At 51.6% G+C, this 15,586-nt stretch carries 9 protein-coding genes; all 9 read left to right on the top strand.

Annotated elements, in window-relative coordinates; all coding sequences use genetic code 11:
- A partial coding sequence (locus ACW6QF_RS11190) for a hypothetical protein (protein WP_456087889.1) occupies nt 1-346 on the top strand: 346 nt, incomplete at its 5' end.
- 19 nt (nt 347-365) lie between these two features.
- Complete coding sequence (locus tag ACW6QF_RS11185; RefSeq protein WP_456087888.1) at nt 366-4,232, top strand: TIM-barrel domain-containing protein; 3,867 nt, start codon at nt 366-368, stop codon at nt 4,230-4,232.
- Between the two features lie 162 nt (nt 4,233-4,394).
- A complete protein-coding gene (gene menD / locus ACW6QF_RS11180; RefSeq protein ID WP_456087887.1) occupies nt 4,395-6,059 on the top strand; it encodes a 2-succinyl-5-enolpyruvyl-6-hydroxy-3-cyclohexene-1-carboxylic-acid synthase in 1,665 nt (554 codons plus the stop codon).
- Nucleotides 6,060-6,096: 37 nt separating this feature from the next.
- Nucleotides 6,097-6,921: a 1,4-dihydroxy-2-naphthoyl-CoA synthase gene (gene menB / locus ACW6QF_RS11175; RefSeq protein WP_298547961.1), complete on the top strand. Its 825-nt coding sequence runs from the start codon at nt 6,097-6,099 to the stop codon at nt 6,919-6,921.
- A 16-nt stretch (nt 6,922-6,937) separates the two neighbouring features.
- A complete protein-coding gene (locus tag ACW6QF_RS11170) occupies nt 6,938-7,963 on the top strand; it encodes an o-succinylbenzoate synthase (protein ID WP_456087886.1) in 1,026 nt (341 codons plus the stop codon).
- A gap of 19 nt (nt 7,964-7,982) precedes the next feature.
- Nucleotides 7,983-9,056, top strand: a complete 1,074-nt coding sequence (locus ACW6QF_RS11165) for an AMP-binding protein (protein ID WP_456087885.1) — start codon at nt 7,983-7,985, stop codon at nt 9,054-9,056.
- Between the two features lie 47 nt (nt 9,057-9,103).
- Nucleotides 9,104-11,071 (top strand): DUF3857 domain-containing transglutaminase family protein, encoded by a 1,968-nt coding sequence (locus ACW6QF_RS11160; protein ID WP_456087884.1) that lies wholly within the window; start codon nt 9,104-9,106, stop codon nt 11,069-11,071.
- Between the two features lie 159 nt (nt 11,072-11,230).
- A complete protein-coding gene (locus tag ACW6QF_RS11155; RefSeq protein WP_456087883.1) occupies nt 11,231-12,928 on the top strand; it encodes a DUF3857 domain-containing protein in 1,698 nt (565 codons plus the stop codon).
- Nucleotides 12,929-13,074: 146 nt separating this feature from the next.
- Nucleotides 13,075-15,573: a beta-N-acetylglucosaminidase domain-containing protein gene (locus ACW6QF_RS11150; protein ID WP_456087882.1), complete on the top strand. Its 2,499-nt coding sequence runs from the start codon at nt 13,075-13,077 to the stop codon at nt 15,571-15,573.
- Nucleotides 15,574-15,586: the final 13 nt, after the last annotated feature.

Raw genomic sequence — 15,586 nt, 5'->3', positions numbered from 1 at the left:
ACAGCTTAATGATTTTGTCCATATTTTTGTTTGCACTTATAATATAGACTTTTATTTTTTAAGCTGTGCTCTTTTATTAATTAAATACACAAAAAGTAACCATACAGCAAAAGTGAACAAGACCCAATTCATTTTCATGCCTATGAAAACCGATTTTCACGGGCATGTGTTTCGAAACAGACCAATAGGGATTTTGGTCAATTATTACAATAACAACAAGAATGCCGGGGCGTATGTCCTCATACATTTGAAGAGAGAAAAAGCCGGTTTCCAATATAGTTCTTTTTGTCATCCCATTAACTATAGAAGATTTTATGTACTTTTGTCTCAGAATATAGAAACCTAATAAATCAATTAATTCAAACATGAAACGCTTAATGGCTAATCGTAAACAGAAACAAGCGATCCTGATCGCTCTTGCTGCGCCATTGATGTTTTCCCCTGCTCCTTTAATGGCTGCGACCGGGACTTCCGAACCTGTAGCCACTATCGCCCAGCAGGCGCAAACGATCGTCAGTGTGCAACGGATCAACCCGACTACGGTCGACGTCGTATTCTCCAACAATCAGCGGATGACATTCGATTTCTACGGAGACAATATTTTCCGTATGTTCCAGGACAACAACGGCGGCATCCTTCGTGATCCGGAGGCTAAACCGGAAGCCCGGATTCTCGTGGACAATCCCCGTCGTCCGGTTTCCAAACTGGACATCCGGGACGAAAACGGACAAGTGACCATCACGACCGGAAAAGTCAAACTCCAACTGGACAAGTCAACCGCCCTACTGAAAGTCACCAACCTCATCACAAACAAAATCGTTTTTGAAGAGATCAAGCCGGTGGCTTACGAAAAAGGAAAAACAATCCTGACGCTGAAAGAAAATCCGGATGAATATTTCTACGGCGGCGGCGTGCAGAACGGACGCTTCTCGCATAAGGGCAAAGCCATTGCTATTGAAAACCAGAACAGTTGGACAGACGGCGGCGTGGCCTCTCCTGCTCCTTACTATTGGTCCACGAACGGCTACGGCTTCATGTGGTACACCTTCAAACAGGGAAAATATGATTTCGGCGCTGCCGAAAAAGGTACGGTAAAACTATCCCACGATACAGACTATCTGGATGCTTTCTATATGGTCAGCGACGGACCGGTCGCCCTGTTGAACGACTTCTACCAACTGACCGGTAACCCGGTGTTGCTGCCCAAGTTCGGATTCTATCAGGGACATCTGAACGCTTACAACCGCGACTATTGGGTGGAAGACGAAAAGGGTATCCTGTTCGAAGACGGCAAACGCTACAAGGAAAGCCAGAAAGACAACGGCGGCATCAAGGAATCGCTGAACGGAGAAAAGAACAACTATCAGTTCTCCGCCCGCGCCGTGATCGACCGTTATAAAAATCATGATATGCCGTTAGGTTGGTTGTTACCGAACGACGGCTACGGAGCCGGCTACGGACAGACCGAAACATTGGACGGTAACATCCAAAACTTAAAGAGCCTCGCCGACTACGCCCATAAGAACGGTGTCGAGATCGGCCTTTGGACACAATCCGACCTTCACCCGAAAGACAGCATCAGCGCCTTGTTGCAACGCGACATCGTAAAAGAGGTGCGCGATGCCGGTGTACGGGTTCTGAAAACAGACGTGGCATGGGTCGGCTGGGGTTATTCGTTCGGTCTGAACGGTGTCGCCGATGTCGGACATATCATGCCGTATTATGGAAACGACGCACGTCCGTTCATTATCTCTCTCGACGGCTGGGCCGGCACGCAACGTTACGCCGGTATCTGGTCGGGTGACCAGACGGGTGGACAATGGGAATATATCCGTTTCCACATCCCGACTTATATCGGTTCGGGACTTTCCGGACAGCCGAATATCACTTCCGACATGGACGGTATCTTCGGAGGAAAGAACCTGGCGATGAATACCCGCGATTTCCAATGGAAGACCTGGACACCGATGGAGCTGAACATGGACGGCTGGGGATCAAACGAAAAATATCCGCATGCCTTAGGCGAGCCGGCAACATCCATCAACCGCTGGTATCTGAAGATGAAATCGGAGTTGATGCCTTATGCTTATAGTATCGCACGCGAAGCGGTAGACGGCAAGCCGATGATCCGCGCCATGTTCCTCGAAGATCCGAACCCATACACATACGGCAAGGCTACACAATACCAGTTCATGTACGGTCCGAACTTCCTCGTCGCCCCGATCTACCAGGAGACACAAATGGATGACAAGGGGAACGACATCCGCGACGGCATCTATCTGCCTGAAGGCGAATGGTTCGACTATTTCACCGGTGAAAAATACACAGGCGGCTGCGTAGTCAACAACTTCGCTTCTCCGCTCTGGAAACTTCCGGTATTCGTGAAAGCGGGTGCGATCATCCCGATGACGAACCCTAATAATAATGTAAAGGAGATCGACAAGAGTCTGCGCATCTACGAACTTTACCCGTCCGGAGACAGCGAGTTCGTCGAATATGACGATGACGGCAAGACGCAAGCTTACCTGAACGGCAAAGGGACCACCACACGGATCGAAATCAAGAACCTCGACCCGTCAAAAGTTTCAGTGACCATCCATCCGGCAACAGGCGATTTTGACGGCTTCGTGAAAGACAAGGCAACCGAATTGCGCATCAATCTCTCAAAAATGCCGAAGAAGATCACCGCCCAAATCGGTTCCTCCAAAGTGAAACTGGCTGCCGCCCGTTCGATGGACGAATACCTGAACGGCACGAACGTATATTTCTACGATGCCGCCCCGAACCTGAACAAGTTCGCCACCAAAGGAAGCGAATTCGAAAAGGTGACGATCACCAAGAATCCGCAGTTGTTGGTCAAACTGGCTCCGACAGACATCGTTCTGAACGAAACGGTCATCACCCTCGACGGCTACCAATTCGACATGCCCGACACCCACCGCGTCTCTACCGGCTTGCTGGCCGCTCCGGCCGCTCAGGTGACGGACGGGAACACGGAAGCCTACACGCTGAAACCGACTTGGGAGAAAGTTTCCGGCGCCGACTTCTACGAAATAGACTTTAACGGCATGCTCTATACACAGATCAAGAATACCGAACTGCTGTTCGACAACCTTTCTGCCGAAACAGACTATTCGTTCAAGATCCGCTCCGTCAACAAGGACGGCCATTCCGACTGGTCCGGCTTCTCTGTCAAGACAAAATCCAACCCGCTGGAGTTTGCCATCAAAGGCATCCGCGGCGAAGTGACAGCCGAAGAACAGGAAGGCTTCGAAATTTTCCGCCTGTTCGACTTTGCCGAGTTGGGCGATATGTTCCACACGAAGTACCGCAAGAATGCGATGCCGTTCGACATGATCATCGACCTGCGCACCATCAACCAGCTGGATAAGTTCCATTATCTGTGCCGCCAGGATGGAGGCAACGGTACGATCCTTGCAGGCGACGTGGCCTACAGCATGGATAAGGAAAACTGGACGGCGGTCGACTCATTCCGCTGGGAACGTAACGGTGACGTGAAAGTATTCACTTTCAAGGATCAGCCGAAAGCCCGCTACATCAAGTTGCATATTACGGAAGGTGTCGGCAACTATGCTTCCGGCCGCGAATTGTATGTATTCAAGGTTCCGGGCACGGAAAGTTATCTGCCGGGCGACATCAACAACGACAAGAAGATCGATGCGAACGACCTGACTTCGTATATGAACTACACGGGGCTGCGTCGCAGCGACAGCGATTTCGATTATGTCAGCGCAGGCGATATCAACCGGAACGGCCTGATCGATGCTTACGACATATCGGTTGTGGCCACCCAATTGGAAGACGGTATCGAAAATCCGGGCACGGACCGCGTAACCGGAACGCTCTCCCTCTCCACTCCGAAGCAGACGTACAACGCCGGCGAAACAGTCGAAATCACCGTCAAAGGCGACAGTATCAAAGCTGTCAACGCTTTGAGTTTCGCATTGCCTTACGACCAGCAGGACTATGATTTTGTCGGTATCGAACCGGCAAACCTCGGTGCGATGGAGAACCTGACATACGACCGTCTGCACACCAGCGGCCAAAAGGCGCTCTATCCTACTTTCGTCAATCTTGGCGACAAAAAGGCGCTCGAAGGTTCTGAAGTTCTCTTCACCATCAAGCTGAAAGCAAAACGCAAAGTCAAATTCAACCTGAAAGCGATCGACGGAATCCTGGTGGACAAGAATCTGAATATGCAGAAGTTCTGAACAAGGAATTTTTGAAATAAACGAAAGCAAAAAGGCTTCGCCTGCCGGATCGTTCCCAGGCGAAGCCTTTTTCATTAATATTATGAATGTTTTCTGCCTCACAGATGTTATCTTTGCAGAAAAGTGATCGTATCATCGCGTGATCAAGGAAACAAATACATTATGTACTCAGATAAGAAAAACATCCTGCAGCTCGTAGCTTTGCTCATCGAGCATAACGTCAAGAAAATCGTTTTGTGTCCCGGTAGTCGCAACTCCCCTATCGTACATACGATTGCCAACCATCCGTTCTTCTCCTGTTATTCGGTGACGGACGAACGGAGCGCGGCTTTCTTCGCAATCGGGCTGGCATTGCATGGCGGCAGTCCGGCTGCCGTCTGCTGCACATCGGGCAGTGCATTACTTAATATTCATCCTGCCGTATCGGAAGCCTTTTATCAACAAGTGCCGTTGGTCGTGATCTCGGCAGACCGTCCCAGAGCCTGGATCGGGCAGATGGACGGGCAGACACTTCCGCAACCCGGTGTTTTCGGTTCGCTTGTCAAGAAATCCGTCAACCTGCCGGAGATACATACCGATGAAGACGAGTGGCATTGCAACCGCCTTGTCAACGAAGCCTTGCTCGAACTGAACCACCATGGGAAAGGGCCGGTGCATATCAACGTGCCGATCTCGGAACCATTATTCCGCTTCACCACAGAGGAATTGCCGAAAGTGCGCGTCATCACCCGCTATCAGGGATTAAATGTCTACGACCGTGAATATACCGGACTGATCGAGCGGCTGAACGACTACAACCGCCGCATGATCGTTGCCGGACAGATGAACCTGATTTATCTTTTTGAAAAGAAATATTCCAAACTGCTATACAAACATTTCGCCTGGCTTACCGAGCATACGGGAAACAAGACCGTTCCCGGCATCCCGGTAAAGAATTTCGATGCCGCACTCTATGCCCTGCCGGAAGAAAAGTTGGAAAAGATGGTTCCCGATCTGTTGATCACGTACGGCGGACATATCGTGTCGAAACGTCTCAAACAATTCCTCCGCAAGCATCCGCCCCGCGAACATTGGCATGTTTCGCTCGACGGAGAAGTGGCGGATCTTTATGGCTCCCTGACAACTGTTATCGAGATGGACCCGTTCGAATTCCTCGAAAAGATCGCTTACCTGCTGGAAAACCGGACAACGGAGTTCCCACGCGTATGGGAGAACAATACCCGTGACCTGCCGCAACCGGAATTCGGCTATTCGGAAATGGCTGCCATCGGAGCATTGATCCAATCGCTTCCAGCACCTGCGGCCTTGCATTTAGGCAACAGTTCGACCGTACGTTACGCCCAGTTATACACACTTCCCGAAGGGGTCGAAGTCTGCTGCAACCGGGGAACGAGCGGGATTGAAGGGTCGCTTTCGACCGCCATCGGCTACTCCGTTTGTTCGGACAAGCTGAACTTCGTGGTGATCGGAGACCTGAGTTTCTTTTACGATATGAACGCACTTTGGAACACCAACTTCGGCTGTAACCTGCGCATCCTGCTGCTCAACAACGGAGGCGGCGAAATATTCCAGGCGCTCCCCGGACTGAAAATGGAAAATAAGACACACCGCTTCGTGACCGCCACGCACAAAACTTCCGCCAAAGGATGGGCCGAAGAACGGGGATTCGACTACCTTCCCGTCCATAACGACGGGGAGCTGACGGATGCGATGGCAATTTTCACCCAGTCCGCGCCCCACAGCCGACCGATGCTGATGGAAGTATTCACGGATGCGGCTGAAGATGTACGGCTGCTCAAAGAATATTACCACCAACTAAAGAAATAAGAACATATCTCATAATTTATAATACTAAATTCACCTTATGGATACAAAAAGAGAATGGACAACCATCAAAGAATATGAAGAAATCCTCTTCGATTTCTACAACGGGATTGCCCGCATCACCATCAACCGCGAACGCTATCGCAACGCTTTTACTCCGACTACGACGACGGAAATGAGCGATGCCCTCTATATCTGCCGCGAACGGCCGGATATCAATGTCATCGTCCTGACCGGAGCCGGAGACACGGCTTTCTGTGCCGGAGGCGACATGCATGTGAAAGGTCACGGCGGTTACATCGGCAAAGACGGTGTGGCAAGATTGAATGTGCTCGATGTACAAAAGCAGATCCGCTCGATTCCGAAACCGGTGATCGCTGCCGTAAACGGGTTTGCGATCGGTGGCGGACATGTGCTGCATGTGGTCTGCGACCTGACGATTGCTTCTGAAAACGCGATATTCGGACAGACGGGTCCTCGCGTGGGAAGTTTCGACGCCGGGTTCGGTTCATCCTATTTAGCCCGCATTGTCGGCCAGAAGAAAGCGCGTGAGATCTGGTTTCTTTGCCGCAAATACAATGCACAGGAGGCACTCGACATGGGCCTCGTGAACAAGGTCGTACCTTTGGATAAACTGGAAGACGAATATGTCGGATGGGCCGAAGAAATGATGCTGCTCAGCCCGCTCGCCCTCCGCATGATCAAGGCAGGCCTCAACGCCGAGCTGGACGGCCAGGCCGGAATCCAGGAACTGGCGGGCGATGCCACCATGCTCTACTATATGACCGACGAAGCCCAGGAAGGCGGCAAAGCTTTCCTCGAAAAACGCCGGCCTCGTTTCGAAGATTATCCGAAATTTCCTTAAATAAAACACATAATTTATGCACTACAAAATCGAAGTTTATCCCAGAGATCTGCATTTCAAGAAACCGGCAGGCACTTCACGCGGGACGTATACAGAACGGAAAAGCTGGTTTCTGGTTCTTTCTTCAAAAGATGATCCCGATCGCTGGGGAGTCGGAGAATGCGCTCCACTGCCTAATCTGAGTTGCGACGACGTTCCCGGATATGAGGAAGTGCTGGCTAAGGCCTGCCAAAACTTCACCAACACAGGCAAGATCGATATAGACGGACTGCGTGACTATCCTTCCATCTTATTCGGCTTGGAGACTGCCCTCTTACATTACGAGGCCAATAGTTTTGCCTTGTGGGACACGCCTTTCTCACGTGGTGAAGCGGGCATTCCGATCAACGGACTGATCTGGATGGGAAGTTATAAGGAGATGACGAAGCAGGTGGCTAACAAGATAGAATCCGGTTTCCGTTGCATCAAGCTGAAAATCGGAGCGATTGACTTCGATAAGGAATTGGAAATCCTTCGCATCATCCGCGAACAATTTTCTTCCGATGAAATCGAACTGCGTGTCGATGCCAACGGCGCTTTCTCACCGAATGAAGCCATGACGAAGCTGAACCGCCTGGCAGAACTGGACCTGCACTCGATCGAACAGCCGATCCGCGCCGGACAATGGGAAGATATGGCTCTGTTAGCAGCTTCCTCCCCGGTTCCCATCGCTCTCGACGAAGAACTGATCGGTTGCAACACGCCGGAGAAGAAGAAAGAATTGCTTTCTTTCATCCATCCGCAATATATCATCCTGAAACCGTCCCTTCACGGAGGTCTGTACGGCTGTAGCGAATGGATCAAGGAAGCCCAGGAACGGCAGATCGGCTGGTGGATCACTTCGGCTTTGGAATCGAATGTCGGCCTGAACGCCATCGCCCAGTGGTGCGCGACTTTCGACAATCCGCTTCCGCAAGGGTTGGGGACCGGCGACCTCTTCACCAACAACATCGACATGCCGTTGGTGGTAGAGGGGGATCGCCTTTGGTCGAACCCCAAATAGCTTACAGACTTTTAGATTTATGGCAATACCAAAGATATCAGAAGATTTACAAACTTTCCTGGACGATTGGAAGTCTGCCTCTCCTTACTTGGAGGTACAGACTTCCGGTTCGACCGGTACACCCAAACGAATCACGGTCCGCAAGGAGCAAATGATGAACAGCGCCCGCCTCACCTGCGATTATTTAGGGTTACGGCAAGGAGATAAAGCCCTCCTTTGCATGCCGCTCCGGTACATTGCCGGGAAGATGATGGTCGTCCGGTCACTCGTGGCAGGATTGGACTTGGTCGTGCGTGAACCTTCCGGGCATCCGATGGCAGACATCGACATGCCCCTCCGGTTCGCCGCCATGATCCCGTTGCAAGTGTACAATACACTTCAAGTACCGGAAGAACGGGAGCGGCTCTGCCAAACCGATATCCTGATCATCGGCGGCGGCTCCATCGACAGTGAGCTGGAAGCCCGGATACAAGGATTGCCTATCCGCGTCTATTCCACCTACGGGATGACGGAAACACTTTCGCATATCGCCCTCCGGCGGTTGAACGGACCGGATGCATCTCCTTATTACACGCCTTTCCCTTCTGTCAAGCTATCACTCTCGACAGAAGGTACATTGGTGATAAATGCTCCGCTTGTCGCCGACGAGACACTCGTCACGAACGATGTAGCCGAGCTGCTCCCGGACGGCCGTTTCCGCATCTTGGGAAGGAAAGACAATATCATCAACAGTGGAGGCATAAAAATACAAACGGAGATTGTGGAGGAGGCCTTGCGTCCCCTTATTTCTGCTAACTTTGCCATAACATCCGTTCCAGACCCGAAGTTCGGAGAGGCGATGGTTTTATTGGTCACCGCAGGGAACGACCGCTCCCCTGGTAAGGGAACAGCCGCTTCCCTTATTGGAAAACAGTCTCTTTGCTTACCGGAGAACAGCCTCCTTTCCGAATTGGAAGAAAAGATATTTGAACGATTACCCAAATACCAGCGTCCGAAACACATCCTGCGGATTGAAGCAATCCCCCTCACCGGAAGCGGAAAGATCGACCGGGCGGCATGCCGGAAACTGGCAACGGAAAGATATACGAGTTAAATTATTTCGGGATTAATATAAATAAACATACAAAAACACTATATTTTATGAAGTACTTATCCATCTTCGTCTCCGCCCTTCTCACCACGGCGTCCGCCTACGGGCAAAGTGGGGAAAGTTGCCGGACGGCACCCGATCCGACTCTGCAAAAGCCGGAATTATATGCAGGTTACGATTGCGTAAACCTGCTCGACAGTACCGCAGTGACCGTGCAGCCTACCGGCTCCGGCTCTTTCACTGTCTGCAAGATCGTCAAAGTCATGAACACACGCGGAGCGGTCGCCAATCGCATCCTTAAATACGATTATGATCCGCTGACGGCACATGCTGAGTTCCACCGCGTCACCATTTATAAAGCCAATGGCGACGTGGTCAACCTCGACATCACCCGGCAACAGGATTATGCCGCTCCCGCCCGTGCCATCTACTGGGGAGCACGGCAGATCATGATGGAAGTAGGCCGTCTCGATCCGGGCGATATCATCGACTACCAGATCGACAAGAAAGGGTTCACCTACGCCCTGCTGACTGCCGGTACAGGTGACGATGAATCTCGTTTCATCCCGCCCATGCGCGGACAATTCTATGATATCGTCCCTTTCTGGGCGACCGAACCGACCGTCCGCAAGGTATATAAGGTAAATATCCCGATGGAGAAAGAGATGCAATTCCAGTTCTATCAGGGAGAATGCACCTCGTCCATGCGCTACGAGGACGGCCGGAAAGCCTATACATTCGTCAGCACGGACATCATGCCGACCCAACGCGAACCGAACATGGTCGACCTGTTCGACGCAGCACCGAAACTGATGATGTCGTCAACACCGCGCTGGCAAGACAAATCCCTTTGGTTCAACAAAGTGAACGAAGACTACGGCAGCTTCGACGCCATTCCCGAAGCCCAGAAGAAAGTGGATGAATTGATCAAAGGCAAAAAGACGGAGATGGAAAAGATCGCCGTCCTCACCCACTGGGTTGCCGACAATATCCGCTACTCCGGCATATCGATGGGCAAAGGCGAAGGTTACACGCTGCATAACCTGAAAATGAATTACACAGACCGTTGCGGTGTCTGCAAGGACATTGCCGGTACCCTGATCGCTTTCCTGCGTATGGCAGGCTTCGAAGCCTATCCGGCTATGACGATGGCGGGCAGCCGCGTGGAAAGCATCCCGGCCGACCACTTCAACCATTGTGTCGCCGTCGTGAAACTTTCCAGCGGGACCTATATGCCGCTCGATCCGACCTGGGTTCCTTTCTGCCGCGAATTGTGGAGCAGCGCCGAACAGCAACAGAACTACTTGCCGGGAGTCCCCGAAGGTTCCGACCTCTGCCTCACACCGGTTTCCGCACCGGAAAACCATTACGTCCGCATCAAGGCCGACAACCGGCTGGATGCCAAAGGTACGCTGACCGGACAGTTCACGATCACTGCCGAAGGGCAATCGGACAGCAATATCCGCCGTATCTTCACCACCGGCTGGCAGTCTCAGTGGCAGTCCGCATTGGAAAGCCAGCTCCTTGCCGTTTCGCCTAAAGCCCGCCTTATCAGTGTGGATTATGGCAAAGACCCGAAAAACTACCAGGCTGCACCGATCAAAATGACATTCCGTTATGAAATACCCGGTTATGCCCTTCCCGGAGAAGGAGAAATGCTGTTCAAGCCGCTGGTGATGAATAACCTTTACAACCAGGTAAAAAGTTATCTGCGTATCAACACCGACCTCGAAGAACGCCGGTATGGTTTCAAGGATGCATGCTCGCGCCTGGTCGAACTGGACGAAACGATCCAACTTCCCGCAGGTTATCAGTTAGCGGGTGACGGGAAAGAAGACAGTACGCAAAGTTCTGCCGCCGACTTCGAAGGTTCCCTCCGCCAGGACGGCAACAAAGTGATGTTGCACCAGAAGTTGGCATTGAAGAAACGCGTGTACGAGGCAGGCGACTGGAACGGGTTCCGGAGTGCCGTGAATGCACATAAGTCGTTCGGGGATTATATCGTCATAAAAAGATGACACCCCATCCCGCCTAATAGATGGTACCCCATTCCTTAGAATGAATGGTACCCCAATCCTTAGAATGAATGGTACCCCAATCCTTAGAATAGATGATACCCTATCTATTAGAACAGATGGTACCCTATCTAAAATCACAAATTATAAATCATAAATCAAATGATACGAAACAAACATAAACTCGCCTTCCTCCTTTGCCTGCTGCTAATGGCCACGACAGCCTTCGGAGCATCGGAAGCCGAATATAAAAAACTGGCAAAGACCTGGACGCTTAATGCCGACGGCAGCCAGGAGTTCCGCTATAACATGGAACTGACACTTTTCACCCACACGGCCATGAACGGTACATACGGGGAAAGCTTCATCGTGTACAATCCGCACTACCAGGAACTGAAGATCAACTCGTCTTACACCAAACAGAAAGACGGCACGATCATCAAGACGCCGGACAACGCTTTCGTGGAAGTTCTTCCCCGCAATGCGGCCGATGCTCCGGCTTACAACCACCTGAAAGAAATGGTTGTCGTCCATACGGGCCTGGAATTGGGAGCGACGATCTATCTCGACTACACGGTCACTTCCAAACCGGGTTATCTGCCGGAGGTAGACATTTTCGAAGAGCTGCTCCAATCTTCTCCCGTCAAGGAATACACCCTGACGATCGTGACGCCCGAAGCCAAAGAGCTTGCCTACACGTTGGCAAACAATCCGGCAAAAGCGTCCGTCAAACAATCCGGCGGAATCCGTACGACAAGTTGGACATTGCGTAACCTGCCGGCTTCTTCCCGCGCCCCGTTCGTTTCCGTCCGGAATGGCGACGTTCCTTTTCTCGCCGCCACGACTTACGCATCCGAAGGGGAGGCATTGGCAACCCTGCTCAAACAGTTCAATCCTTCCGGCGATCCACAACTCACAACTCTGGCAGAAAGCCTGATCGAGGGAAAAGACAAGGACGAGGACAAACTGGAAGCGATCCTCGAATATACGACCAACCACATTGCCAACAACGGGCTGACGCTGGACCAGACCGGCTATCGCCTCCGCCCTGCCGATGCAGTCATGAGCACTGCTTACGGGACTGAAGCCGAAAAAGCCAACTTGCTCGCAGGCCTGTTGGATGGAGCCGGTTTCAAGGCCGAACCAATGGTAACTTACCAAGCTCACGCAGACAAAGGATTGGCACTGAGAGCAGTCGACCAGTTGCTCGTCTCCTGCATGGTGAACGGTGAATTGTATCTGTTCTCTCCCTCTTCCACCCGCCGTCCGCAAACGGTGAACTTCGACCGGACTCCGCTTTTCAGCCTGCAAACAGGGAAACCGGTAGCCGTTGCCGTTCCTACCCTTGAAGATTACCAGATTAAGAATGACATCACGCTGACATTCAAGAAAGATGGTAATTTGACAACTATGACCAAAGGATCCGTAGGGAAAGAGCTATTGCCTTATTTCAAGACCGGCAACATGGGAACCCCGGCTTCCTTAAACAAACAAAACGGATATGCAACGATCACATTGCCAGAAGATGCTTCCGGCTTCTCCCATCTGCCTTATGGCCATCTGAACAGCCAGCGGAAAGAGAACCTGCTGATCCCGCGCCCTGTCAATGAAGTTTATACATACACGATCGAATGTCCTGAAAACATGGAACTGCGCACACCGGAAACCGACAAGACGATCCGCAATGCCGCCGGTAGCCTGACCGTCGCCGTCAAGAAAAACGGACGTACGGTAACTGTCACCCGCAGCCTGGAACTGAACAAACAACTTTATACATCTTCCGAATACAAGGCACTGCGCCAGCTTTTGACTGAATGGAGCGACGTAAATGGAAAGACGTTGTTGTTTTCTGTACGGTAAAGGACGATTTATCCGGTATATAATTACACAATGGCAACCCGTAGGGACGGTGTTCAACTCCGCCCCTACGGGATGGATGTTACCCGATTGAATGCCAATGCGATCCATCATTCAGACCATTCATTAATCACCTAAACAACTCAAATATGAAACTACTAAATCTAACCGTCGCCCTCCTTGTAGGAGGTGTCCTGCAAGCACAAAATCCCTTGCCGGGCATCCATCCGCAACCGCAGGAAGTCACACTGTCGACCAACCGGTTGAAAGCGCCTCATGGTTTCACCCTTTCCGGCATGCAGCATCCGGATGAAGATGCCATGCGACTGATCAGGCAAACCTTGTCGATGACTGACAATCCCGAAGCGCTACCGCTTAAAATCACATCGATGGAAGACCGGACACCCGAACTGAAACGTTCAGGAGCCTATCTGTTAGTTATCACACCAAAAGAAATCAACATAGCAGTTTCCGACAGTCGCGGTCTTTTCTACGCAGCACAGACACTGCAACAATTAGCCCAAACCGACGGGCAAGGCAATACGACACTGCCACTCGGTGTTATCAAAGACTATCCCGATGTTGCTTACCGTGGAACCGTCGAAGGTTTTTACGGCGATCCCTGGAGTCATGCCGACCGCATCGAGCAACTTCGTTTTTATGGCAAGATGAAGATGAACACCTATATCTACGGGCCGAAGGACGATCCCTACCACAGTTCCCCGAACTGGCGCAAACCTTATCCGGAAAAGGAAGCGGCACAGATCAAGGATCTGGTAAAGGAAGCCGCCGCCAACAAGGTGGACTTCGTCTGGGCGATTCATCCGGGCCTGGACATCAAATGGACAGATGAAGACCGGACGAATGTGCTGAACAAGTTCGGAATGATGTACGATTTGGGAGTCCGCTCTTTCGCGGTTTTCTTCGACGATATTTCCGGTGAAGGAGCCAAGGCGGACAAACAAGCCGACCTGCTCAATTTCCTGCAAAAGGAGTTTATCGAAAAGAAAGAAGGCGTCAGCCCCCTGATCATGTGTCCGACCGAATATAACCGGGCCTGGGCGGGAAGCGACTACCTGGATGTGCTGGGCAGAACGCTCGACCCGGCGATCCATGTGATGTGGACCGGCAACAGCGTGATCCACGACATCACACTCGAAGGACAGGAATGGGTAAACAAGCGCATCCAACGCCCGTCATATGTCTGGTGGAATTTCCCTGTAAGCGACTACTGCCGCGACCATCTGCTGATGGGTCCGTCTTACGGGCTCGATCCGAATGCGGTCCATGCCATGTCCGGTTTTGTAGCCAACCCGATGGAACGGGCGGAAGCCTCCAAAGTGGCCCTTTACGGAGTTGCCGATTATGCCTGGAACATGAAAGCCTATAATCCCGAAAGCGACTTCAACGAAGCCTGCCGTTACGTTTTGCCGGAAGCACCGGAAGCATTCCGGACGTTCTGCGAGAACAACTGCGATCCGGGACCAAACGGTCACCGTTACCGCCGCGACGAATCCGCCCGTAATGCCGGTTATGCCGAAGCATTCCTCAATGACTTCCGCCTGCACGACTATAATACAGATGCGGCCGACCGGATGAACCGATTGTTCGCCGAAATCACAGCCGCTCCGGCAGCTATCGAGACAAGCCGCAACAAGGCGCTGATAGACGAAATCAAACCGTGGCTGATGCAATTCCACCTGTTAGGAAAGGCCGGACAAGCGGCCATCCGTACTGCCGAAACCGGACAAGGCGAAGATCGTGCCTCCACCTGGCAATCGTATCTGTCGCTCACATCACTGCTCGACAGCATGCGCACGATCGACCGGACTTACAACCAGAATCCGTACCAGAAAGGTGTGAAAGTCGGCTCGCGCGTCCTGACTCCATTCATACAGGAGATACATTCAGGAGTCGAAAGCACCCTGCTGTTCGCAAACCGGGCAGATGCCGCCACCCGGATGAGCAAAGCTTCTATCCTGACGGATATCGAACAATTGAAATATCAGCCATTGAAGGAAGGCAAGGACCAAATCGGATACAACCGCCTGAACGAAGTACTGCGCATAGAGCCGGGACAATCCTTCGGCCTCACTTGGGAATTACAAAAAGAGGCTACCTCTTTTAACTTCAGCCTGCCGAAGAGCGAAAACAAGGGACGAGTATTCGAATGGTCCGCCGACGGTAAACAATGGACGACTATCGCCGATATTCCCACCGACCAGGCCCGCTTCAAGCTGGAAAAGATCGTTCCCGAAGCACGTTATATCCGCATGCGGAATGCTACGGACAAACAGATGCAAATCTACCTGTACGAATTTACCGTGACAACGAAGGAAGACACCTCCATCGATCCTGCCCGCCTGATGTATGACAAGAACCTGGAATCTGTCAATACGTTGACTGCCGGTTCACATATTGCGATCAACAAGGATAACAAAGAGGGCCCGCTCGAACTGTACCTGTCCGGCTCCCCTTGCAGCCAAGTCGTAGTGGAAGGCGCACCATTGAAAGGCAAAGCGAAAAAGGTGCTTTATTCCGGTCCGGCAAATTACATCAAGCTGAAAAAGGAAGCGTTAGAAAATGTAAAGACTCTGGAACTGCATAACGCAGGACAAACAGAAATCCGCATCCACGAAATAAATTAAAAATTAAAAATTG

Source organism: Parabacteroides sp., from assembly GCF_977054455.1.
This window is presented reverse-complemented; position numbering and strand designations above follow the sequence as displayed.

Excerpts from the sequence above, each read along its gene's own strand:
- ACW6QF_RS11150 (WP_456087882.1), top strand. The coding sequence starts at position 13,075 with ATGAAACTACTAAATCTAACCGTCGCCCTCCTTGTAGGAGGTGTCCTG.
- ACW6QF_RS11155 (WP_456087883.1), top strand. The coding sequence starts at position 11,231 with ATGATACGAAACAAACATAAACTCGCCTTCCTCCTTTGCCTGCTGCTA.
- ACW6QF_RS11170 (WP_456087886.1), top strand. The coding sequence starts at position 6,938 with ATGCACTACAAAATCGAAGTTTATCCCAGAGATCTGCATTTCAAGAAA.
- menB (WP_298547961.1), top strand. The coding sequence starts at position 6,097 with ATGGATACAAAAAGAGAATGGACAACCATCAAAGAATATGAAGAAATC.
- ACW6QF_RS11165 (WP_456087885.1), top strand. The coding sequence starts at position 7,983 with ATGGCAATACCAAAGATATCAGAAGATTTACAAACTTTCCTGGACGAT.
- menD (WP_456087887.1), top strand. The coding sequence starts at position 4,395 with ATGTACTCAGATAAGAAAAACATCCTGCAGCTCGTAGCTTTGCTCATC.
- ACW6QF_RS11185 (WP_456087888.1), top strand. The coding sequence starts at position 366 with ATGAAACGCTTAATGGCTAATCGTAAACAGAAACAAGCGATCCTGATC.
- ACW6QF_RS11160 (WP_456087884.1), top strand. The coding sequence starts at position 9,104 with ATGAAGTACTTATCCATCTTCGTCTCCGCCCTTCTCACCACGGCGTCC.